Origin of the sequence: Alteromonas sp. LMIT006, assembly GCF_024300645.1 — a bacterium.
Lineage (GTDB): Bacteria > Pseudomonadota > Gammaproteobacteria > Enterobacterales > Alteromonadaceae > Opacimonas > Opacimonas immobilis.
Genome location: NZ_CP101291.1, coordinates 56433 through 80369, shown reverse-complemented (window position 1 = coordinate 80369; position 23937 = coordinate 56433). Strand labels below are relative to the sequence as shown.

Genomic DNA, 23937 nt, shown 5'->3' with positions numbered 1-23937 from the left:
AGTTAAATAGGCTTCACGACTGCCAAAATGACAATGGCTAACAAGACCAAAACAGGCGCTTCATTTAAGAAACGATAGAACTTAGGTGAACGAATATTTTGGTCTTTAGACAAGTCCTGCATTATTTTGTACAAATATGCATAGTAGCCATATAGACCGATCAACAGAATTAATTTGATGTGCAGCCAGGCTGAAGCAGCAAACCAACTCATTCCATATACTTTGATAAGCCATATACCAAAGACCAAAGTTAATATGGCAAAAGGCAATACAAAAAACCACAGTCTGCGTTGCATAACTTTCAACGTATCACGGGTTTCCTGAGAGCGGCTTTCTGCAAAATAGACAAATAAACGTGGTAGATAAAAAATACCAGCCATCCAAGCAACCATAAAAAATATATGAAATGCTTTTAACCATAATATTGTCATATTGAATCCCAATGAATCATTTAGTATTGCTGCTTAAACAGGTAACGGTGAAGATGGTCCCAGTGTATCACACCTATGGGTTGAATCTGAGCTGGATCCATAATTAACGCACTGCCATCGCGGGAGATTTTGAGAACATCATACACTTCAGCTAGCGTTGCCTGATAAGTAAAGCGAGGAGCAGCATTGTCTAAGTCTAGCTTGTCTTCGCACTCGTCTAACGATTGCATCAGTGCCATGACGCCGGTTTTTTGTAAACTTTGTGTGATTGCAGACTGTTGGTAACTCATTCCCAAAAATTCTAACTGACTAATAAAAATAGAACGATTTTTAAATAATTGACTCGAGACGACGTAACTAGGAACGATTACAAGTATAGCCGGAAGTACAATATCGGGTGCGTAAGATAATTCCATCACAGCGGACAGCGCAGACAGAGGTGCGTGCAGAACGGAAGTGAGCATACCAGCTAAACCCAATAGCATGAATGTATCCATAAATTGCGCAGAGCCGTTGATATCAGTTAATGCAGTGGCTGCAATTGCCCCACAATAAATTCCTATAATCATGACGGGTCCAATTATGCCACCAGGGATCCCTAGCCCAATTGCAATGCATCCTAAAATGAATTTGGCACATATAATTGCGATGAGAATCGATAATCCAGGTTCATTCATGAATAGTTGACTGATTTGATTAAACTCAGCACCGAGAGCCTCAGGCACCACAATACCGATAGCCCCAGTTATGCAGGCAGCAAGTAAAAAGCGTTGCCACAGAGAAAGCCTATGTCCAGCGTGTAAGATGGCCATTAACTGTCGATTAAAAAGCGACGCAAGGGCGCCTAACAAACAGCCAAAGCCAATCAGATAAGCATACATCCAGCCGTCGATTTGGGCAAAATCAAGAAAAAGCAAAGCCGTTCCATCACCAAAAACCGATCGAGAAATTACCGAGCCAACAGCTGCTGCCAGCATTACTGGAATAAACACATGAATCCGGTACTCACGTAAAATCACTTCCATTACAAACAACACAGCAGCAAATGGCGTGTTAAAAGAAGCAGCAATACCAGCAGCAATACCGCAACCAGAAAGGATCCGAATAGCATTAAATGGAAGCTTTAACCCCTGCCCAATAAATGATGTACCCGCAGCACCCAAATGGACAGAAGGCCCTTCACGACCCACAAAAAAGCCGCTGGCAAGAGCAAAAATACCACCAAAAAACTGATTTATTGTGGTGCGCCAGGGAATAATGCCGTACTCAGTCTTAACGCGATGTAAGACATAAGGAATACCCAAGCGATAGTGTTCAAAACCAGTTAAATAAGCGACACAAAAGATCCCAAGAACCCCCAAAAATGGCAGTGCAAAACGCTCATACCATGCAAGATGAGCGTATACCCCAATCTCGCCGAGCATAAATAATTGTATGCCTTCAAACGCTAAACGAAATAAAACGATCACACATGCCGCACAGACTCCTGATAACACTGCGAGCACACACAGTTGCCAAGTGGTTTTGGGGTAAGATAATACTTTTCTTAGCAGGTACAACGACATGCATGTAAGTCAGATTAGTGTAGAATGTCCAAATTGTATCATACTGTTTATTTTTTAGGTTTGATTTTGATGGTTGAAGAAACAGAGGCCAAAACTTCTAAGCAATGGTTGAAGAGGTTGCTAATCGCCGGCGTATTTTTATTCTTGGGATACACAGTTGCTGATTTTGAAGCTGCATCTTTGCGAGCTACCGTATCACAAAAGCAAGGAACACTCAGTCATGCTTTGGCTGAAAACTCAACCTTAAAAGAACAAATTGCGGCTTTAGAAGTGCAACTGTCTATATTAAAACACAACCCGAATGAACTGATAATTCAACAGTTACTCGCAGAGCAACAAACCTTGAAACAGCAACTGCAACTCTATCAACAAGTGCTAAATGTGGATGAAGCAAAGCGCTATCTCAATATCCACACGGTCTCCATTAAACCCGTTAGTGAACTTAACACATATTCTTTGAGTTTGCTGCTGTTACAGGGGAGAGCCATTAAGTCAGTGATCAATGGCGATTTGAACATTGTGCTTGAAGGCGTGAATGCAGGCGAACCTCAAATGCACAACTTAGCGGATTTGCTATCCCAAAGTGCGGATGTTGCGACGGATAATAGCCCGTTGCGTTTCCGCTATCAGTATTTTTTAGATTTGGCTTATACGTTTAGTCTGCCGGACGGTTTTGAACCTCAAAAATTAACCATTACGAGTGATGTATATCAATGGAAAACTAAGCGAGAAAGGGTTGAAAAGGCGTACCTTTGGCTTGAAATACTTGATGAAAATACTCAAGTATTAGATAATACCGACATATAAATTTTAGGGATTGACTATGACAGTTGAAACGGCTTTGCCGATAGAATTTTCTGACGCAGCGGCTCAGAAAGTCAAAACACTGATTGACGAAGAAAATAATCCAGAACTAAAACTAAGAGTATATGTTACTGGTGGTGGTTGCTCAGGGTTCCAGTATGGTTTTACGTTCGATGAAAAGGTGAACGAAGGTGATATGACAATTGAAAAAGAATCAGTGACTCTAGTTGTTGATCCAATGAGCTTGCAGTATCTAGTAGGCGGCACAGTGGATTATATAGAGGGTTTAGAAGGTTCAAGATTTTTGGTCAATAACCCCAATGCAACAACAACCTGTGGCTGCGGCTCAAGCTTTTCAATTTAACTTCTTATAACCCCATGGGGTGGGTGCTGTAGCCACCTCATTTTGGGTATCAAACTCCACTCTAAAGACGAAACCATCACGGCTTAATTGATAGCTCACTTTGTCAGGATAAACAAAAAATGACCATACATTGGTCACACTTTGCGGATAACCAAGCTCAAGTAACATTTGTTGACTATAACTATCTACAGGAAAATCTTGCCTGAATTCGGAGCCAGTATTTTGGCTAAGACCGCCATACATAGTTAAGTAGCTGTGGGTACCATCGGGATTGCGGTGGTCATGCTTTAGGCCTAGGCCAAATGGTGTTCGGCTAATTATCCAGGTGCGTGAGTGATCTTCACCAACGTGAAATGGGATGTAAATTGTATTTTCATCACAAGTGCGGACATGCATCAGCAGGGTCTGTCCAGCAAATCGCTCGGATTCAGAGGTGTCTGCGACCAATTTACCAGAGAAGGTTTTTCCACACAAAGATTGCAGCTTGGAAAAAAACACATTATGCGTATTATGACTAATAACAGCATACGGGAGCTGTTCTGGATACTGCATTGGAATATTGGTTGTGCTCAATGGGCTCGCAATGATAGAGCCAGCAACAAAAATTGAGGTCATCAAACCAAATTTGAACAGTCTTTTCATTAATATCCCTTTTCCCAATTTACTTGATATTTGAGTGGTGCACCTAAAAAGAAACGTTGCAAATTTTGTTCAAATATCTCAAAGACCCATTCAGGTTTTGACGTCGCAGCCGTGTGTTGAGTTAAGAGTATTTGTGGATGTTCCCAAAATGGATGTCCTTTGGGTAATGGTTCTTCCATTGTCACATCCAATACAGCTGTGCCGATCTTGCCTAGCTTTAGCGCGTAGAGTAAATCATTATCATGGATTACGCTACCACGCCCAGCATTAATGAACAAAGTATTAGGTTGCATCGAATGAATAAATTCTTTGTCGATAAAGCCATTTGTTCTTGTCGAGTCAGGCAACAAATTGAGAATAATGTCTGCCTGTTGAGCAAAGATACATTTATCGACACTGGCCTCTACAGGAATTTTGGGATAACCAAAAATATTTCGACCATCGCTATTTAGAGCAACCAGTTTGAGTCCCAGCGCTTGTAATGGCACGATCATGCCGTGCGCAATATTGCCAAAACCCATGATCCCTAGTGTTTTATCCGATAAAAGTTGCATAGTAGGAGGTTGCCATGTTTTTTGCTGTTGTAGAGCCTGCATTTTGTCAACTTGGCGATGGTGGTGCAATATATATGTCAATACGTATTCAGTCATAGCTTGGCTGAATATTCCTTTAACGCCGGTCAAAAAGTAATCATTTCGTCCGGTTTGAATTAACGGCAAATTTCCAGCCCAGGTCGATTGACACCATTGGAGATGAGCTAAAGTATCAATCACTTCTCCAGCCAAGCCCGGTTCAGTCAGCAATATTTGTGTGCGAGAGTGCAATAGCGCCTCAGGATCAGTACTCACTATATCGAGCTGCACGTCGTGCTGTTCTACAATAGTAGAGTCAGTAAATAATTCGGCATACTTTGCGGCATCTCTCGATAAAATACTGATAAATTTGAGCATAAATAGTTATGGCAAAACTCGCGCACCTAATACGGTAGCTCGAGAAGCTCCGGTAACGTTGGGACAATTACTGTTAAGTGTAGCATCATAACAATAGGCTAACCACGCGAATGCCATAGCCTCAATGGCATCAGAATTGTTCAATACTTTACAAGTAGACTGATAAGTGTGGCAACTTACCGTTAATCGCTGACATAAAGCATGATTCCGCGCACCACCACCACACAAATAAACGCTAACTCCCGCACTTAGCCAAGGGGCTAAAGCCGATATAATGGTCTTGACGGTAAGGGATAAAAGTGTCGCTTGCACATCTTCAGCACGCTCCTTTCCAGAAATGCGCTGTTTTATCCAGTCTAAGTTAAATACTTCTTTACCCGAACTTTTAGGAGGTGGTTTGGAGAAATACGGGTCCTCTAGCATCATCTGTAGTAAGTTCGGCAGCACATTACCACTTTTACTCCAAACGCCGTCACGGTCGAAACGTTGTAATTCTGAAGGGTGATGGTATTGATACCATGCATCGAGAAGGGCATTCGCAGGTCCCGTATCAAAGCCAACCAGTCCATCTTTTTGTACGACGGTTACATTAGCAATACCACCAAGATTAATCAGGATCTGACAAGCGTCTTTGGCGATAGGAGATACCGATGCCAAATTTTGCATTAGAGCGTGGTGAAAAGGTGGCACTAAAGGGGCGCCTTGACCACCCAAAGCAATGTCTTTACTGCGAAAGTCATAAATCACCGGTAACCCCGTGAGACTCGCCACTGTATGCGCATCGCCAATTTGTAGTGTAAAAGCGTTAGGAGGGGATGGACGATGTCGAATCGTTTGTCCGTGTAGGCCAATCCCTTTGATCTGAGATTTATCAATAGCATGGCTTTGGATAAATTGATTTACCGCTTCTGCATAACATTCACCGAGACGTCGATGCAGCCTCCCCATTAATTCCACCTCGTTGTCAGAAGAACTAAATAGCGATTCAATTTGACTGACGCATTCTGTTGGAAAGGGAAACTCTTGATATGCGTCGAGTGTGATACGCCACTGTGGAAGATGTTCTATATCACACAGAGCAATGTCAATACCATCGACACTGGTACCTGACATAATCCCTATATAAAGCGACATACTTATAAAGACGCTAACATGATGCGTTTATTGTTGGCAAGACGGGCAATTTGCTGTTCTGCGTAGTCAAAAAACTCAGCTTTTTGCGATTCGTCAATTGGCGCAGCTTTGGGCAGTTTTACTGTGCGAGGATTGCGATGGACTCCGTCAACCAAAAACTCATAATGCAGATGTGCACCCGTTACCATTCCAGTTCTGCCTAGCGTACCTATGGTTTGTCCTTGTTTCACGCTTTGGCCTTTTTTGACTTTTTTGGTGTGCAAATGCAAATACTTAGTCATGTAGCGATCACCGTGTTGAATAAACACATAGTTGCCGTTAAACCGATTATACCCAGCTTCGACAACTCGGCCTTTTCCAGCTGAGACAATCGGCGTACCGACCGGCGCAACGTAATCAACCCCACGGTGAGGCTTAATACGCTTTTGTACTGGATGAAAACGCTTTGGATTAAAATTGGAACTCACATAGCGGAAGTTCACTGGGGCGCGTAAGAAACTTTTTTTCATACTGCGCCCGGAGTCACTGTAATAACTGCCATCGCTATGTCGCACAGCAATAAAGCTTTCACCTTGATTAACAAATTCAGCCGCCACAATGTCACCTTCGTCAATCCATTCTCCGTTAATGAAAAGTTGCTCGTAGGCAACATTGAAGGTATCACCGGAGCGGATCTCCATAGCAAAATCGATATCCCAGCCAAAAATATCAGCCAGTTCCATAATCTTGTTATCGGACAGGCCTGCTTTTACCCCAGCATGCCAAAAAGATGAGGTGATTGTGCCTTGAGCAAAAAATAACCTGGCCTCTACCTCTTGAGTTTCGACGATTGCCGTATAATCCGAATCGGTTTGTCGGTTGATGACAAGAGTTTCTTGACTGGAAATAGGATAGCGAATGACATTGATCTTGCCACGAGGGTCAAATTCGAATTGGAGAGTATCTCCAGGACGCATTTTAAGGAGTTGTTCAACACCTTTACCCTTTGCGTTACTGACATAATAAGTGTCTGAGGCACTTAAATTTAGACGTTGAAAAATTTTGGCTAAATTATCACCTGGACGAACGGTGATCTCAGTGATATCGGTATGTATTAACTCTGGATTGAGTTGTTGCGACGTGACTTGTAAGTTAATAGAGTAAGCAATCCCTGGCTCTAAAAGGCTAGAAGTGGTATGCCTCGAGGCGTCGGCACTAAAAATCGATGAAGTGATTAAAATCAGTACAAATACCATAAGTACCACAATCGATATACGATGGGGTTTGGGTAATGTTTTTAATGTCTTGGCTACCACAAATCACCTCAATTTGAGCTTGCAGCCCTAAGAATACATGGCTTTACACTAATATTCTAGTCGCGATATTCAAATGCTGTGCCCCCTTTGAGTTTAGATATGCACAGCTAATGCTTATTTATCATACCTTATGGGTTTTAATCTCGAGCATAGCTAAGTAAAATATTAATTAAATTTAGGATTAATTGGAACTTACCGATGGCTACTTGGCAAGACGCATTAGCTGAAATAAAACGCGGTGCAGATGATATTCTGCTCGAAGATGAACTAAAAGAACGCCTGCAAAGTGGCAAACCCTTGACGATCAAAGCCGGCTTTGATCCTACTGCACCTGATTTACACCTTGGCCATACCGTGCTAATAAACAAATTACGCACATTCCAAGACTTAGGCCACAATGTTGTATTCTTAATTGGTGATTTTACAGGGATGATCGGCGACCCTACCGGTAAGAATGTCACCCGCAAGCCATTGACTAGAGAAGAGGTTTTAGCGAACGCTGAAACATATCAAACTCAAGTATTCAAGATCCTCGATCCAGCCAAAACCCAAGTGCGTTTTAATTCTGAATGGATGGAAGAAGTGGGGGCTGCGGGCATGATTAAGCTTGCTGCATCACAAACGGTTGCGCGAATGTTAGAACGAGATGACTTTAAAAAGCGCTATGCCAACGGCCAGCCAATTGCGATCCATGAATTTTTATACCCCCTAGTACAAGGTTGGGACAGTGTGGCCCTTGAAGCAGATGTAGAGCTTGGAGGGACCGACCAACGCTTTAATCTATTGATGGGACGTGAATTACAAAAATCACAAGGCCAAACCCCACAATGTGTCCTAATGATGCCTTTGCTTGAAGGTCTTGATGGCGTGCAAAAGATGTCTAAATCGCTGAATAACTACATAGGGATCACTGATGCTCCGAACGATATGTTTGGCAAAGTCATGTCTATTTCAGATGATTTAATGTGGCGCTATTACGATTTGTTGAGCTTTAAACCGATTGCGTACATTGATGAACTTAAGGCTAAGGTTGCTGGTGGTACCAATCCTCGTGATATTAAGATTGAATTAGCCAAAGAGCTCATCGCACGTTTTCACGATGATGCCGCGGCTGAGTCTGCGCATCAGGACTTTATTCAGCGTTTCCAAAAAAATGCTATTCCAGATGAAATGCCTGAGTTTGAATTTGCTTTAGAGGGTGAAATAGGTCTTGCACAGTTACTCAAACAAGCTGGATTAGTTGCTTCCACATCAGATGCCATGCGCATGGCGAAACAAGGCGCAGTTAAAATTGACGGTGACAAGGTCTCTGATCCGAAACTGTCGATTACAGATAAAGGCCAAGCTGTTTATCAAGTCGGTAAGCGCAAGTTCGCTCGAATTACCCTTGTTTAATCTATAGTCTAGCTTCGATGCACAGTTCCTCTAGTGCATCGAGTACTCTAGGGGTAAAGCGATGCATTTTGTCGGGGTCGGTTGCAATAATTCTAGGCTGATAAACCTCTTTGTGCGTTGCCCAAAAACGTTCAATTACGGACGTTTTTTCCCCAGTTGCAGCGATGACCAATGGTGCTTGTTTATGTAACACCGAACTCAATGAAACCTGAGGGTAGGGCATAGGCAGTGAGGCAAAAACATGTGAAAGCCCGCATTGTGCAATTAAATCGGTGACCCATGCACCAGCACCAACACTTTGCAGTGGTTTTGACCAGCTGTAGTAAAAGACATCAATGCGCTCTTTGTTTACAAAACGCGCTTTAAATGTTTTTATGTCGTTGCGAAACTTTTGAGCTAAGCTCTCTGCAATTGGGCTTTCAATAAACTCACCAATGTCTTCTATTTGTTTGGCGATATCATCTAATGTATTAATTTCTACACTTAATACATTTAAACCCATAGCGTTAAGTGTTGCGATATCTTGAGGATTATTACCGTTGAACCAGGCCAAAATATGAGTGGGTTGTAATTTGACAATTTGTGTAGTGTTGATGCCTCGATAGTTTGCCACTGTGGGCAAAGTGGTGACGAATTCTGGATAATTTGATGCCTCGCTCACTGCAATCAGTGAATCACTTTTCTCTAGTAAATCGACAATTTCAGCTAAGTGAGGGGCAAGTGTAATAATACGCTGTTTTGCTGCCAGCGCCTCAGGCAAATATAAGAATATTATAACAACTAACAGAATCAGAGTTTTCATAAACCCGCGATGCCTAAACAAATTATGATTAACATTAAGGTTTATCAGTGATTTTGTATTAAGCCTAGCACGATTTGCGCAGAGTGCTTTGCAGCGAGTGGTAAATATTCTTCAAATGTCATTGTAGAAGCTTTATTGGCGTGATCAGAGATAGCACGGATGACTAAACATTCTGTTTTTAGGATATGGCAGACCTGAGCTATCGCAGCGCCTTCCATTTCTACCGCAACGGCATTTGGAAACTGAGTCATCAATGTGGCTGATTGTTCATCAGTACCGATAAAAGCATCCCCACTGATAATCAGACCTTGCATACCCTGGATCCCGATTTGTTTAACTTGACTAAGGGCTTGCGTATACCAGTCGTTTTGCATCTCAAAGATAGCAGGCATTCCTGCAGGTTGGCCTAGTTCATAACCAAAATGTGTCAGGTTTACGTCATGCTGGATCAGTTTGGTCGCGACAACGATATCACCTATATTTAATTCTGGTGCAAAACCACCCGCAGAACCACTGTTTATAACAAGGTCTGGAGAGTATGCCTGAATCAATATTCCTGCGGCTAAGGCCGCCGCGACTTTGCCGATGCCACAACGTGCGACAAAGACCTCATGTCCATTAATACTTCCCGAGTAAACTTCTAGGTGTTGTACCTGTGCATTCGTCTTGTTTTCCAATTGTTGTAAATAAGTTTGGATTTCTTCATCCATTGCGCCAAGAATCAAAAATTTCATCGAACTAGAAGCCCATAATAATTAAAGCCTGCTAGGAAGCAGGCTTGAATAAGATAGAAGGAGATTACACCAGAGGAAGTTCTTTCGCAAGGTGTTATACACCCAAGTAATCCATGATGCCTTCGGCAGCCTTGCGTCCCTCGGCAATAGCCGTAACTACTAAGTCTGAACCGCGAACCATGTCACCACCTGAGAAGATTTTCGGATTTGACGTCTGGAAAGGATATTGACCGTGCTCTGGAGCCCGGACTCGACCTTTCTCGTCCAAAATAATACCAAACTCACCAAACCAATTAGCCGGAGATGGAGAGAAACCGAACGCTATAACCACAGCGTCTGCTTCCATGACAAATTCCGAACCTTCAATCTGCACAGGACGTCTGCGACCAGCTTCGTCCGGTTCGCCCATTTCGGTACGAACAAAACGCACACCTATCGCATTACCATCTGCATCCACTTCGATGTCTAAAGGCATTACGTTGAATTCAAAGTTCACGCCTTCTTCTTTGGCATTGACCACTTCACGACGTGATCCGGGCATACTTTCTTCATCGCGGCGATAAGCACAGGTCACATGAGCTGCGTTTTGTCGAATAGACGTTCTGACACAGTCCATCGTGGTATCACCACCGCCTAGCACGACGACTTTCTTGCCTTGCATGTCGATATATTGACTCGGATCAGTCTCGGTGCCCATTACACGACGAGTGTTAGCAACCAAGAACGGTAATGCATCGTACACACCTGGAGCAGATTCATTATCAAATCCACCTTTCATAGATGTGTAGGTGCCCATACCAAGGAACACGGCATCGTATTCAGCAAGCAGATCAGCAAATGGAATATCTTTGCCAATTTCAGTATTTAACCTAAATTCAACGCCCATCTCGGTGAAGATTTGACGACGCAGCGTTACCACGTCTTTTTCGAGTTTAAATGACGGAATACCGAAGGTGAGTAGACCACCAATCTCTTCATATTTATCAAATACAATCGGTTTAACGCCGTTACGGACTAAGATATCCGCACATGCTAATCCCGCTGGACCTGCACCAACGATGGCGACACGTTTATCCGTCCAAACCACATCAGACATGTTAGGGCGCCAGCCCATTTTGAATGCGGTATCGGTGATGTATTTTTCAATACTGCCAATAGTTACCGCACCAAAATCATCATTCAGAGTACACGCACCTTCACACAAGCGGTCTTGAGGACATACTCGTCCACACACTTCAGGTAATGAATTCGTTTGGTGCGACAATTCTGCAGCTTCAAGGATCTTGCCTTCGTTTGCCAGAGCAAGCCACTGAGGAATATAGTTGTGCACTGGACACTTCCATTCACAATATGGGTTACCACAATCGAGACAGCGGTCAGCTTGCCCCTCTGTTTGCGATTGACTCAAAGGCTGATAGATTTCAGCGAATTCTTCTTTGCGCACAGTAATCGGTTTTTTGGGTGGATCGATACGTGCAACATCAACAAATTGGTATACATTTTTAGCCATTTTTTACCTCAATTAATTACTGTGCTTGAACGCGAAGTTCGGCACTGGAGCGGCTAATATGCCCCAATAAATTTTTGACATCACTGGTCTTAGGTTTAATCAGTCTAAATTGATGCATAACCTCAGCAAAGTTCGACAACAATGCTAGAGAGTGCTCAGAGCCGGTCAATTCATAGTGTTGATTAATTAATCCACGCAAGTGCTCAGATAAAATACCTTTATCGGCAATGCTTAGGATATCGACCAACTCCGGGTTTACTCGATGTTCGATATCATCGTGTTCATCGAGGATGTAAGCAAAACCTCCAGTCATACCAGCACCGAAGTTGACACCGACACTACCTAATACAGCAACGATACCTCCGGTCATATATTCACAACCATTATCGCCGATGCCTTCAACAACTGCGATAGCCCCTGAATTACGCACAGCAAAGCGCTCCCCGGCACGTCCTGCGGCAAATAAATGTCCTCCAGTTGCACCGTATAAACACGTATTGCCCATAATTGCACTGTTGTGAGCATCAAATGTCACCTTGGCAGGGGGAGCGATAACTAATCTACCGCCTGTCATACCTTTACCAACATAGTCATTGGCATCACCAGTGAGCGTCATATTTAAGCCACCTGCATTCCAGACACCAAAGCTCTGTCCTACTGTACCGGTTAAATTGACTTGTACCGGATAGTCTTCGCCATCGTGGTTACCGTGAATACTTGCGATAAACCCGGAAAGTGTGGCGCCAACCGAACGGTCGGTATTGCGCACTGGGTAATTCAGTGTGATGGCACGTTTTGCTTCAACAGCGGCCTGGGCATCTTTTAGCATGGTTAAGTTTAACTCACCTTTGTCTAAAGGTGCGTTCGTCACTTCAGAACAGAATAATTTTGTATGATCTGCCGCTTCTGGTTTGTGCAGCAACGGAGACAGATCCAAACGAGCTTGTTTGGCTGTTTGTCCATCCATCATGGCTAATAGCTCTGTGCGACCTATTAGATCTTCAAACTTGCGTACACCCATCATTGCCATGATTTCACGAATTTCCTGAGCGATGAACTTGAAATAGTTCATTACCATTTCTGGCAACCCAATAAAATAGTTGTCACGTAAGCTCTTATCTTGAGTCGCAACACCCGTTGCACAATTGTTTAAGTGGCAAATTCGTAAGTATTTACAGCCCAATGCGACCATTGGGCCTGTCCCAAAACCAAAGCTCTCAGCACCTAAAAGACCAGCTTTAACTACGTCTAAGCCTGTTTTTAAACCTCCGTCAGTTTGTACTCGTACTTTGTGGCGTAAACCATTCTCAATTAACGCTTGTTGCGTTTCGGCAAGTCCTAACTCAAAAGGACTGCCCGCATATTTTACTGATGTCAGAGGTGATGCACCGGTACCGCCGTCGTAACCAGATATGGTAATCAAGTCAGCATACGCTTTGGCAACACCTGTGGCGATGGTACCTACGCCTGGTTCTGATACCAGTTTGACTGAGATCAGGGCTTTCGGATTAACTTGTTTTAGGTCAAAGATCAGCTGAGCCAAATCTTCAATTGAATAAATATCGTGATGCGGAGGAGGAGAAATCAAGGTCACTCCAGGTACTGAGAAACGCAGTTCAGCAATGTATTTGTTGACCTTGTCACCAGGTAACTGGCCCCCTTCACCGGGTTTTGCACCTTGGGCGACTTTTATCTGAATGACCGTGGCATTCATTAAATAATGCGGGGTTACACCAAAGCGGCCAGAGGCAACCTGTTTGATTTTGGAGTTTTTCTCAGTATTAAAGCGAGCTGGATCTTCACCGCCTTCACCGGAGTTAGATTGACCACCAAGACGGTTCATCGCAATGGCAAGTGCTTCGTGTGCTTCCGGTGATAACGCGCCAATTGACATAGCTGCCGTATCAAAACGAGGATATAAGTTCTCAGCTGGTTCTACTTCACTAATATCAATAGCTTGACCTGGCTTGATCTGTAACAGGTCACGCAGATGCGATGGATTGCGGTCGTTAACCAAGGAAGAAAACGCTTGATAATCACGATAATCACCACTCACAACTGCTTTTTGTAGGTTCTTTACTACATCTGGATTGTATGCATGATATTCGCCATCGTGAACATATTTCAACAAACCACCATGGCTTAACGGCTTGCGTTTAATCCATGCAATGCGCTGACAATTAATAGTATCTTGTTCAAATTCGGCAAAGCTTGCACCCTTTAAGCGACTTGGCACGCCTTTGAAACACATTTCCATAACGTCGTCGTTGATACCAATAGCTTCGTATAACTTAGCTGAGCGGTATGAAGCAACAGTACTGATGCCCATCTTCGACATTATTTTGAACAACCCTTTGTTGATACCTTTGCGATAGTTCAACATCGCTTGCATCGGCTCAATGTCCAAATCGTTACTTTGTACTAGTTGTTCGATGGTTTCGTAAGCTAAGAACGGATAAATAGCTGTTGCGCCTAAGCCAATCAATACGGCAAAGTGGTGCGGATCACGTGCAGAGGCTGTTTCTACCACGATGTTTGCATCACAGCGAAGTTGTGCATCAACAAGTGTTCTATGAACGGCACCAACTGCCATGGCTGCAGGAATTGGCAAGCGATCTTGGGCAATATCGCGGTCAGATAAAACAACAAATGCGGCGTTTTTCTCTTTGACAATCGCGATGACTTCATTGCACACGCGTTGGATCGCAGCTTCAAGACCTTCTTCAGCAGAGTAATTCAAGCTAACCACTTCTGAATAGTAGTGTTCTTGATCCAAATCTCGCAACTGTTTGAGATCGGTGTACATTAAAATAGGCGAATCAAACACCACACGATCAGCATAACCACTGGTTTCATTGAAGACATTTTGCTCACGTCCAATACACGTTGCCAGAGACATAACGTGATTCTCACGCAATGGATCAATTGGTGGGTTGGTTACCTGTGCAAATTGCTGACGGAAGTAATCATATAAAGTACGCACACGAGAGGACATGACTGCCATAGGGGTATCATCACCCATTGAGCCAACCGCTTCTTGGCCGTCTTTAGCAAGTACTTTGATGACTTGCTGAATTTCTTCGTATGAGTAATTGAATAATTTGTGGAACACGGCCATTTGGTCATCATTGAACACACGAGTGCCAATTAATTCAGCATTGCATTGTTCGATTGGAGTAAGATGACGGATGTGTTCGTCTAGCCATTTTTTATATGGATGTTGTGTTTTGAGTGTCTCATCGATTTCATTTGAGCGCCAAATTTTGCCATTAGACGTATCTACCGCAAGCATTTCACCTGGACCAACGCGGCCTTTTTCGATTACTTGAGTTTCGCTGTAATCCCAAATACCAATCTCTGATGCAAGCGTAATAAAACCATCGTCAGTGATCACATAACGAGCAGGACGCAAACCATTACGGTCTAGGTTACATGCTACATGACGGCCATTGGTTAAGACGATACCAGCAGGTCCATCCCAAGGTTCCATGTGCATTGAGTTAAATTCATAAAACGCACGCAAGTCCTCATCCATTGTCTTGTTGTTTTGATACGCCGGTGGTACCAATAAACGCATGGCTCGGAATAAGTCCATACCACCAGCTAAAAATAGTTCTAGCATGTTGTCCAATGAAGATGAATCAGATCCTGAGGTATTCACAAATGGTGCTGCGTCTTTCAGGTCTGGAATCAGTGGAGTAACGAATTTACTCGTGCGAGCAATGGCCCAATCACGATTGCCTTTAATGGTGTTAATTTCACCATTGTGCGCTAGAAAGCGGAAAGGCTGAGCCAGTGGCCACTTCGGTAGGGTATTTGTTGAAAAGCGTTGGTGGAAGACACAAATACTTGACGTCAATCGCTCGTTTGCCAAGTCGAGATAAAAAGCAGGTAAATCTTTAGGCATGACCAAACCTTTATAAATGGTCACCAAACCTGACAAACAGCAAACATAAAAATCTGGGTCGTTTAATAAACGCTTCTCTGCACGGCGACGCACCATGTAAAGGCGTCTTTCAATATCTGTTTCGCGCCAGCCATTAGGTGCATTGACGAATACTTGCTCAATTTGCGGTACCCCAGTCAATGCCAGTTCGCCCAGTACTGATTTGTCGACTGGAACTTCACGCCAACCTACTACATCAAAGGTTTCTTTTATGAGTTCTTCGTTAATAACTGTTCGAGCCGCTTCAGCTAGAATAGGATCTTGGTTTAAAAAGACCATGCCAACTGCGAAATTTTTGTTTAAACGCCAGCCTTTATCTTCGGCAATACCACGGAAAAAATCATCAGGTTTAGCAAGAAGTAACCCGCACCCATCACCTGTTTTCCCATCAGCAGCAATGCCGCCACGGTGTTGCATACGATCCAAACCTTCAATAGCGGTGGATACCAAACGGTGACTAGGTTCACCTGTGGTGTGTGCGATAAGGCCAAAACCACAGTTATCCCGCGAATCAGTTGGCTGATATAAACTCATTAATGATCTCCATTAAAAAACATAAATAGCCACAATGCGTAGTGCATCGTGTGCATTCACTGTCTAGGGCACTTTTTTACTATAGCCTTACAAGCCTTGCGCAGTGTGCTGCGGCGCGAACTTGCAAACCACCTTGGCGGGCTCTCTCTTACTAGCTGATATTAGAATTCTTATGCATTTTTGTCTAGCAGACTGGCTAAAATACATTGAAGCGACAATTAGGTCAAATATTAGTTTGTTTATCCTGATTTACAAAATAGATTTTTATAAACTTTTTTTATAATGAAATCAATTGTTTAATTTTTTTATTGGGGCTAATAGATAGTGATGAATATTCTAAAAAAAACGTAGAAAAAATGAATTTATTCTAATCAAATGCGTTCACAAATTTGTAACATTATTCATTTTTATGAATTTTTATTCATTATTACTGGGTTTTAATGCTTGTTTTGATGGTGGGTTTAACGTCAATTTTTATTCAAACCTGAAAAGTGTCCTTAGAACTAGATTCTGATACAATGTATTTGTTGTTCAATAACTATTTATTGCCATGCATTCATCTCAATCACGTTACACTTGGGCTTTTCGTTTTGCTAGCTTTGTCGAACGGTACGGTACGTTAAAGCTCAGTCTCTTTTTTGTTTTATTAACACTCGGCTTTACCATTGGCGGTTCCTACGTAATCCGAGTGAGTTTGGACAGTGAGCCGACGCTCGAAGATTTTATGAGCGCAATTATCTTAACGATGCTGAGTGCACCGTGGGTGTTGTATTTTTTTAGCGAATTGGTCAAGCAGTTAGAACATTCTCGAGCTCATTTAAAAGAAGTGATTGAAGAATTAGAAAGTCTTCGAGAGGAAGACGTTCTTCTCAACAAAGAACTTCAGAATAATATCAAACAGCTCAACTACGAAATTGAACAACGCCGTAATGCTCAACTTGAGCGAGAAAAAGTGTTTGAAGAGCTCGAACGAGAAATTCGCGATAAATCAGAACAAGAAATTCAAGCACGTCGCTTATCTATGCTGTTACGTTCCATCATCGATGCTTCACCAGATTTAATTTATTATCGCAATGAAGAGGGCAAGTTTGCCGGCTGTAACCGAGTGGCAGAGGACTTAACGGGGCGAACCCAAGATGAGTTACTCGGACTTACTCCGCATCAAGTGTACGATGAGGAACTCGCTCGTCAGGTGGTCACTTCGGACAATGAAGTATTAGAGAAAAACGTGTCTTTGACTGAAGAGTTGTGGTTACGCTTTCACGATGGGCGCCGTCGTTATTTTGAAATGCGCAAAGTTCCATTCTTTGATCACGATGGCAATCGCCTTGGTCTGCTTGCATTTGGTCGAGATATGACTGAGCGTATGAAAGCTGAAAAAGCTGCAGAACAAGCCAGTAAAGACAAAACCAAATTCATCGCGACTATTTCTCATGAGTTGCGTACACCATTAAATGGCATAGTCGGCTTGTCGAGAATGTTGCGCGATACTAAACTCAATGACGAGCAATTCGGCTGGGTCAGTACCATCTACGCAAGTGCGATTACCCTCGGGAATATATTCAACGATATTATTGATTTGGATAAATTAGAGCGTGACAAGATTGAGTTGTCTTACAAAACCCTATCGCTGGCGACGTTCACTGAAGAATTAGGCAGCGTTATCAAATTACTTGCGGCGGACAAAAATCTTGGTTTTAGAACCATTATTCATGAGCCGTTACCAAAATATGTCATGGTTGATGGTACGCGCCTGCGCCAGATCTTGTGGAATATATTGTTCAACGCTGTCAAATTTACGGCTAAAGGACACGTCTCTTTAGCGGTCGAGGCGACTAACATTGACAACACCAGAGCCAATGTGCGCTTCATTATCGAGGATACTGGCGTGGGTATTCCGCAAGCGGATATTGATAAAATCTTTGCCATGTATTATCAAGTTGATCACCCTGATCACCAGTCTGCAACTGGCACCGGGATCGGTTTGGCAATCTGTAAAGAAATGGTTGAACGCATGGATGGTCATATTAAGGTTACTTCAGAGGTGGGTAAAGGTACGCGCTTTATTGTCGAAATCCCATTAGAGATCAGCCATCAAGAACGCGTTCGTGAGGAGCTTGAGGTCAGCGGGCTAAATATCTTATTGGTAGAAGATATTGAACTTAATGTCATGGTGGCTAAAGCACTTTTAGAAAAACTTGGTATGCACGTCGATGTGGCAATGACTGGGGGAGAGGCTATAGATAAAATTCGCTCCACTCGCTACGATTTAATTTTATTGGATATTCAATTGCCGGATATGACAGGCTTTGATGTTGCCGATACGGTGATTCACGAAGACTTGGTGATGCAAACACCGATAGTGGCCTTGACGGCTAATGTGATCAAAAAACGCGAAGAATACTTGCAAAATGGCATGGATGACGTCATTGCAAAACCGATAAAAAAATCTCGTGTTATCCAAGTGTTCAATGAATTATTTGCAAATAATATCGACGAATTCCCGGTACTACCGGTTGAAGAGCCAGAATCCGATAAAGGGTTAGATAAAATCATGGATACGGAACTGGTCAGAACGCTTGCTGACACGATTGGTGCTGAAATGGTGACAACGAGCTTAGCGGTATTTGAAGAGAAGATCCCAGAATATCTTGAGATTTTACAGACTAATCTAGCAGCCAAAGAAAAAGACGAAGTGTGTTCGCAAGCCCATAAGATAAAAGGTGCTGCAAGTTCACTTGGTCTAATTCGCATTCAGCGCATTGCCAATGAGATCCAACAAGGCGATCATCCTGCTTGGTGGGAAAACGTCAATGAGTGGGTCGATGATTTGGAAGCAGCCATCGCCAATGACGTGGGCGTTCTCAAAGAGTGGATGGCCGAACAATCGTTTGCGATTTAATCTCCTAGGTGGCGTGATACACAATTATGGTGATTAACTAAAGCGTCGCCAGTGACTCGTTTACTTTGGCCAACACAAAAGGTACCCATACTGCATATTGCTCTGGTGTTTTGGCAACCGCTTGATTGAGTTCGCTTAATTCGAACCACTTGAGTTGAGCCACTTCTTCTGGATTAACTATTGGTAGGTTCTCGTCAAACTCTCCAATTAATACGGTATCAAGTTCATGTTCGTGCAAACCATTAGCAAAGCTTGCCTGATAAATAAACTCACCGCAAATCTGCCATTCTATGGGATTTGTGATGTTGAGTTCTTCTGCAATGCGTCGTTGCGCCGCACTTAAAATGGCTTCATCAGGCATCGGGTGTGAGCAGCAGGTATTTGCCCAAAGTCCGCCTGAATGATATTTGTCCAATGCGCGTTGTTGCATCAATACTTCAATGCCAGAGCGTGTTTTGCGATACAGCATGACCGAAAAAGCCAGATGTAAAGCATTGTCCTGATGCGCCGCCAATTTACCTTGTGTGCCAATAATATCGCCATTGGGTGAGACTAAAACGACCAGTGCATCGTGGCTCATCGTGTTACAGCCTGTAATTCACCCACGGTCACTTGGATCAGCAATGGACTGTCATCTCGTAAAATACTTAATTGGAGTAAAGTGCCTGGTGGAGTTTCGGCAATCATATCTAGTGCTTTACTGGCACTTGTGATCCGCTCATTATCGATCGCTAACAACACATCACCGACTTGCAAGCCGGCTAAATCAGCTGGGCTATTGGGACTGACATTGGTGATCATGATCCCTTCTTGGCCAGCGAATTCGTTGCCCGAAAATCCTAATTGACCTCGAGTCACCTTGCCGTTGGATATAAGCTCTTGCATGACGCGCAAGGCCAAAGGATAAGGTACTGCAAAGTTCACGCCATCCACATTGAGGACTCGGCGTTGTGCATCTAAAGTACGAAAATTGGCATTGGTGATGCCGAGCAAATAGCCTTCCGAGTCAACCAATGCACCACCTGAATTACCTTGATTGAGTACTGCGTCAGTTTGGATAAAATCAACATAATTTGCCAATCCATTGCGACCAGTTCGGCTGATGATACCGTGGGTTATGGTTTGTCCAAGGTTGTAGGGATTACCAATTGCCATCACGACATCGCCCACTTTAATTTGTGGATCGAGGTATTGTGGAATAGGAATGAGATTATCCGCGTTGATTTTGAGTACCGCTAAATCAGTAAACAAATCATATCCGACAATTTGGGCTTCAAACAAACGACTGTCTTGTAATGCGATGAATATAGATGCTGCGCCGTTGATCACGTGATGGCAGGTCAAAATGTACCCGTCGTTCGTCATGATCACCCCAGACCCCAGATTCGTTCGTTCTCTAGAGCTATTGCTCAAAAAGCCATTGGACTCGATACTGACTGAATAAATATTGACAACAGAAGGAGCTGAACGAGAAATCGCATCGTAATAGCTGGCGCGTTTGGGTGTCGTCTCTGCGTTGAACAAATTACGAATATCAATGCCACTGCCGTGGCGCAATTCAGGCACCAGTAACAAAATTAAGACCGCAACAATGCTGCCAATTACCATAGAACGTAAAAAAAAGATTGCTAAACGCTGAATCGCCATGAACTTCGTTTTAGATTTATTATGGGTTAATTATGCCATGTGAAAGGCTAAATAACAAAAGGCGCATTTTGTCGTTGATTGGCAAAATGCGCCACGTTAATTTACGTCATCTGTTGTCTAGCGAATAATGACAAACAAGGTGGCGTTACCGCGACGGATGTTCAGTGCAATGACATTATCTTTGCTGTCTTCCATGCGTTCCTGCAATTCTTGAACATTGTTGACTCGTTGGCGGTTCACGCCGATGATCACATCATTTTGCTTCAAGCCTAGCTGTACAGCTGGTGAGCGTGGCTCAATATCCGTGACTTCAACGCCTCGATTACCGGCTAAATCAGTGCCATTTTCAAAAGTCGCGCCAGCAAATGCAGGATGAATTTCTGCGGCCGTCATGGTCACAGTGCCTGCATCCCCTAACACGACAGTGATATCAAGCTCTTCACCTTTGCGTATAATACCTAGGGTCACTTCGGCGCCAGCACCCATACTAGCCACTTTGGCGCGAAGCTCGGCAAAGCTTTCAATAACATCGTTGTCAACACGAGTAATAATATCACCAGGTTGAATATCCGCTTTGCTCGCGGCAGAGTCTGGCGTGACTTCGGCAACAAAGGCACCTTTACTCACTGTGGAGGCAAACGCTTCGGCCAAGCCCGCATCTACATCATTGCCAGCGATGCCCAACAAGCCGCGACGAACCTCACCAAATTCAATCATTTGGTTGACCAAGTTTTGCATCATTTTAGAAGGAATAGCAAAGCCAATGCCGACGTTACCGCCGTTCTGATCGGTAGAAAAAATCGCCGCATTGATGCCAACGAGTTCGCCCTTGAGGTTAATCAAAGCCCCGCCAGAATTGCCGCGATTGATGGCTGCGTCGGTTTGAATAAAATCTTCTAACCCTCCGCGGTTGATGCCGGTTCGTCCTAATGCGCTGACGATACCAGATGTGACAGTCGCCGATAAACCAAATGGATTACCAATGGCGACAACAAAATCACCTACGCGTAGATTATCCGAATCCGCTATTTGGATTTCAGACAAATTTTCGCCTTCGATTTGAATTAGAGCGATATCCGATTGCTCATCGGAACCAACTTTACTTGCCGTAAACTCTCGTCCGTCATTGAGCGTAACCACAATCTCATCGGCCTCTGCTACCACATGGGCGTTGGTAACAATATAGCCTTCATTGGCGTTAATAATAACCCCAGAACCCAATGATCGAAACGGGCGCTCGGTCGCTTGTGGCGCACCAAAAAACTTGCGAAATGGCTCTGGAATTTGTTGTTTAGAAGTTTGTGTCCCGGCGACTTTTATACTCACCACGGCCGGCATGGTTTGTTCAAGCATGGGCGCAAGTGATGGCGTTTGTTTATTATCGCCAAAAAAAGGCAAACCAACCGCTGTGGCTTGGCTAATGGGGGCAAGGGTCAGGGCAGTAAGCACGCCTGTCAAACAGGCTGTTCGCAACCTTTTATTCATCTTAACCGTTCTCCTATTGTTTTGGGTTAAATGCCTAACAACAGACTCGAGGCCAAGATGAATAGTTCAGATTTATTTTGCTTTGTCGGTGGGCTCGCCTGCAAAAAGTCCTGAGCTAGAGTTTGAAAAATCTCTTGGCTGATGTTCTGGATTAGCCTGTTCTTTCGGCGTTTTCTGACTCATACGTATATATGGAGATGCATGTTCGCCAAAAAAAGCAATCCGCGGCTGATCTTCACTTTGTTCATGTGAAGTTAATATATAATCGAACTCAGTGAGATGATTTTTGAACATTTCTATTTGTGTTTCAAACTCTTCTAAAGTTTGGTTAGCAACCACTAATTGCTCACGTAGTTGGGCATGAGTCATGGCTGTGGCTTGTTCTTTTTGTGTCGCGGCAGCGCTGTCATTATTGTCTTTTACTGCAATCTTTGTGATGACCACACCAACAATCACACCGACAATCAACAAACTGGCATAAATAAAAATGTCTTGCATAACGCTATCTCAAACTACTTTTTTCATAATACAACGGCACTATAGCACTATATATTTTTTTTGTCCTTGCTACCTGTGTCGGATTTCAAAAAAATTTCATTTCGTATTATTATAACCGCTTTCTTTTACCTTGTATGAGTTCTGTGTGTCCGAGCAGTTAACCCCCTGGCAAAAATATCAAGCTGATTTACAACGCGATGATTTTAGTCACGATCCCGCGCAAGAGAACGCGGTGCGTGAATTGCAACGCCTGTATAATGAGTTAACTCAGCCTCAGAAAAAACTCACCTGGCGCGTCAAAATCAAAGCGCGTTTTGGTAAAGGCATGCAAAGACCCAGCATCCAAGGGATTTACTTTTGGGGTGGCGTGGGCCGCGGCAAAACCTATCTCGTGGATACGTTTTATGAATGCTTGCCGTTTGAGCGCAAAATGCGCGTGCATTTTCACCGTTTTATGCACCGTGTCCACAGTGAACTCAAAACCCTAGACGGTCAATCCGATCCACTTAAAATCGTCGCTGCGCGTTTAGCCAACGAGGCGAGAGTGATCTGTTTTGATGAGTTTTTTGTCTCCGATATCACGGATGCCATGATTTTGGGCACCTTGATGGAGAACTTATTTGCTCAAGGTATTGTTTTGGTAGCGACATCCAATATCGTTCCGGATGACCTGTATCGCAATGGCTTGCAAAGGGCACGTTTTTTACCCGCCATTGATTTAATCAATCAAAATACGCGCATTGTGAACGTGGATAGTGGGGTGGATTATCGTTTGCGCACCTTACAACAAGCCGAGATTTATCATCATCCGTTAGACGCGCAAGCGCAATTGAATTTGGACACCTACTTTGCGCAACTTGCGCCTGAAGCCGGTACAGTCGATGAAGTGATCACCATTGAGAATCGTCCTATTACAAGTATGCGCAATGCCGATGGGGTACTCATGCTCAGTTTCCGAGAACTGTGTGACGGACCGCGGTCCCAAGCAGATTATATGGAGTTATCTCGGTTGTATCACACGGTACTGTTAGCCAACGTTGAACAAATGGGGTTGGCGACGGATGACATTGCTAGGCGTTTTATCGCGATGGTCGATGAATTTTATGAGCGCAACGTAAAGCTTATTATCTCCGCCGAAGTGCCCTTGTTGGAGTTGTATACCGAAGGGCGATTGAATTTTGAATTTCGTCGTTGCTTATCACGATTACAAGAGATGCAATCTGAGGACTACCTTGCGTTAGCGCATTTGCCTTAAGCCGTGATAAACTAATACTATTAACTGATATCTAAAATTATAAT

Annotated in this window: 19 protein-coding genes; 5 read left to right on the top strand and 14 right to left on the bottom strand. The window is 43.5% G+C overall.

Going from position 1 to position 23937, the window contains the following annotated elements; translation table 11 throughout:
- Positions 1–2: 2 nt before the first annotated feature.
- Complete coding sequence (locus tag NLG07_RS00325; RefSeq protein WP_254855711.1) at positions 3–431, bottom strand: CopD family protein; 429 nt, start codon at positions 429–431, stop codon at positions 3–5.
- 20 nt (positions 432–451) lie between these two features.
- Positions 452–1996, bottom strand: a complete 1545-nt coding sequence (locus NLG07_RS00320) for a chloride channel protein (protein WP_254855710.1) — start codon at positions 1994–1996, stop codon at positions 452–454.
- Positions 1997–2020: 24 nt separating this feature from the next.
- On the opposite strand from NLG07_RS00320, the gene NLG07_RS00315 reads away from it, so the two are divergent.
- On the top strand, positions 2021–2803 hold the full coding sequence (locus tag NLG07_RS00315; RefSeq protein WP_254855709.1) for a DUF6776 family protein: 783 nt from the start codon (positions 2021–2023) through the stop codon (positions 2801–2803).
- 16 nt (positions 2804–2819) lie between these two features.
- Complete coding sequence (gene erpA / locus NLG07_RS00310) at positions 2820–3164, top strand: iron-sulfur cluster insertion protein ErpA (RefSeq protein ID WP_254855708.1); 345 nt, start codon at positions 2820–2822, stop codon at positions 3162–3164.
- On the opposite strand, the gene NLG07_RS00305 is transcribed toward erpA, so the two are convergent.
- Genes NLG07_RS00305 through NLG07_RS00290 form a run of 4 tightly spaced genes read right to left on the bottom strand, consistent with a single transcriptional unit; the run spans position 3156 to position 7185 of the window.
- A complete protein-coding gene (locus NLG07_RS00305) occupies positions 3156–3806 on the bottom strand; it encodes a hypothetical protein (RefSeq protein ID WP_254855707.1) in 651 nt (216 codons plus the stop codon). The two genes, erpA and NLG07_RS00305, sit on opposite strands and share 9 nt — an antisense overlap.
- Positions 3806–4756 carry an NAD(P)-dependent oxidoreductase gene (locus NLG07_RS00300; RefSeq protein ID WP_254855706.1) on the bottom strand — a complete coding sequence of 317 codons (951 nt, stop codon included), beginning with the start codon at positions 4754–4756 and terminating at the stop codon, positions 3806–3808. The genes NLG07_RS00305 and NLG07_RS00300 overlap by 1 nt, the downstream gene beginning before the upstream one ends.
- Positions 4757–4762: 6 nt before the next feature.
- Positions 4763–5890: an anhydro-N-acetylmuramic acid kinase gene (locus NLG07_RS00295; RefSeq protein WP_303049212.1), complete on the bottom strand. Its 1128-nt coding sequence runs from the start codon at positions 5888–5890 to the stop codon at positions 4763–4765.
- A 2-nt stretch (positions 5891–5892) separates the two neighbouring features.
- Complete coding sequence (locus NLG07_RS00290) at positions 5893–7185, bottom strand: peptidoglycan DD-metalloendopeptidase family protein (RefSeq protein WP_254855704.1); 1293 nt, start codon at positions 7183–7185, stop codon at positions 5893–5895.
- A gap of 198 nt (positions 7186–7383) precedes the next feature.
- Here NLG07_RS00290 and tyrS point away from each other — a divergent pair, with 198 nt between their 5' ends.
- On the top strand, positions 7384–8580 hold the full coding sequence (tyrS, locus tag NLG07_RS00285) for a tyrosine--tRNA ligase (RefSeq protein ID WP_254855703.1): 1197 nt from the start codon (positions 7384–7386) through the stop codon (positions 8578–8580).
- A 1-nt stretch (position 8581) separates the two neighbouring features.
- Here the strand turns inward: tyrS and NLG07_RS00280 are convergent, their stop codons facing one another.
- The 4 genes from NLG07_RS00280 to gltB all read right to left on the bottom strand — a co-directional run bounded on the left by NLG07_RS00280 (position 8582) and on the right by gltB (position 16106).
- Complete coding sequence (locus NLG07_RS00280; RefSeq protein WP_254855702.1) at positions 8582–9382, bottom strand: helical backbone metal receptor; 801 nt, start codon at positions 9380–9382, stop codon at positions 8582–8584.
- Positions 9383–9426: 44 nt separating this feature from the next.
- Complete coding sequence (locus tag NLG07_RS00275) at positions 9427–10116, bottom strand: 5'-methylthioadenosine/adenosylhomocysteine nucleosidase (RefSeq protein ID WP_254855701.1); 690 nt, start codon at positions 10114–10116, stop codon at positions 9427–9429.
- A gap of 94 nt (positions 10117–10210) precedes the next feature.
- Complete coding sequence (locus NLG07_RS00270; RefSeq protein ID WP_254855700.1) at positions 10211–11626, bottom strand: FAD-dependent oxidoreductase; 1416 nt, start codon at positions 11624–11626, stop codon at positions 10211–10213.
- A gap of 16 nt (positions 11627–11642) precedes the next feature.
- Positions 11643–16106, bottom strand: a complete 4464-nt coding sequence (gltB, locus tag NLG07_RS00265) for a glutamate synthase large subunit (RefSeq protein ID WP_254855699.1) — start codon at positions 16104–16106, stop codon at positions 11643–11645.
- Between the two features lie 550 nt (positions 16107–16656).
- On the opposite strand from gltB, the gene arcB reads away from it, so the two are divergent.
- Complete coding sequence (gene arcB, locus NLG07_RS00260) at positions 16657–19008, top strand: aerobic respiration two-component sensor histidine kinase ArcB (protein WP_254855698.1); 2352 nt, start codon at positions 16657–16659, stop codon at positions 19006–19008.
- A gap of 37 nt (positions 19009–19045) precedes the next feature.
- On the opposite strand, the gene idi is transcribed toward arcB, so the two are convergent.
- From idi to NLG07_RS00240, 4 genes are all read right to left on the bottom strand, one after another.
- Positions 19046–19588 carry an isopentenyl-diphosphate Delta-isomerase gene (gene idi / locus NLG07_RS00255; protein WP_254855697.1) on the bottom strand — a complete coding sequence of 181 codons (543 nt, stop codon included), beginning with the start codon at positions 19586–19588 and terminating at the stop codon, positions 19046–19048.
- A complete protein-coding gene (locus NLG07_RS00250) occupies positions 19585–20655 on the bottom strand; it encodes a trypsin-like peptidase domain-containing protein (RefSeq protein ID WP_254855696.1) in 1071 nt (356 codons plus the stop codon). The genes idi and NLG07_RS00250 overlap by 4 nt, the downstream gene beginning before the upstream one ends.
- Positions 20656–20772: 117 nt before the next feature.
- Complete coding sequence (locus tag NLG07_RS00245; protein ID WP_254855695.1) at positions 20773–22140, bottom strand: DegQ family serine endoprotease; 1368 nt, start codon at positions 22138–22140, stop codon at positions 20773–20775.
- A 72-nt stretch (positions 22141–22212) separates the two neighbouring features.
- On the bottom strand, positions 22213–22638 hold the full coding sequence (locus NLG07_RS00240; protein ID WP_254855694.1) for a DUF1043 family protein: 426 nt from the start codon (positions 22636–22638) through the stop codon (positions 22213–22215).
- A gap of 145 nt (positions 22639–22783) precedes the next feature.
- Here NLG07_RS00240 and zapE point away from each other — a divergent pair, with 145 nt between their 5' ends.
- Positions 22784–23893, top strand: a complete 1110-nt coding sequence (gene zapE / locus NLG07_RS00235) for a cell division protein ZapE (protein ID WP_254855693.1) — start codon at positions 22784–22786, stop codon at positions 23891–23893.
- Positions 23894–23937 lie beyond the last annotated feature (44 nt).